This is a genomic window from Clostridium sp. MCC353 (assembly GCF_018785315.1).
Lineage (GTDB): Bacteria > Bacillota > Clostridia > Lachnospirales > Lachnospiraceae > CHH4-2.
Genome location: NZ_WQPN01000078.1, coordinates 1 through 305, shown reverse-complemented (window position 1 = coordinate 305; position 305 = coordinate 1). Strand labels below are relative to the sequence as shown.

General features: G+C 49.2%; 2 tRNA genes. Both read right to left on the bottom strand.

Annotated elements, in window-relative coordinates:
• Positions 1–4: 4 nt before the first annotated feature.
• Positions 5–77 (bottom strand) — tRNA-Ala (locus tag GPL15_RS15040).
• 68 nt (positions 78–145) lie between these two features.
• Positions 146–219, bottom strand: a tRNA-Ile gene (locus tag GPL15_RS15035).
• Positions 220–305 lie beyond the last annotated feature (86 nt).

Sequence of the window (305 nt, the reverse complement as noted above, 5' to 3'; positions counted from 1 at the left end):
CAAATGGAGATGGAGAGATTCGAACTCTTGACCCCCTGCTTGCAAGGCAGGTGCTCTCCCAACTGAGCTACACCCCCATATTTAATGGTCTGTGCTGTCACCATTCCTGTTTTCTATATTCAACTCTGATCTTTTTCAAAATCAATGGGCTTAAGTGGACTCGAACCACCGACCTCACGCTTATCAGGCGTGCGCTCTAACCGGCTGAGCTATAAGCCCATTTTTAATCCGGCAGCCACCTGCTCTCCCATATCGTTTCCAATATAGTACCATCGGCCGCTCAGGTCTTAACCATCGTGTTCGGG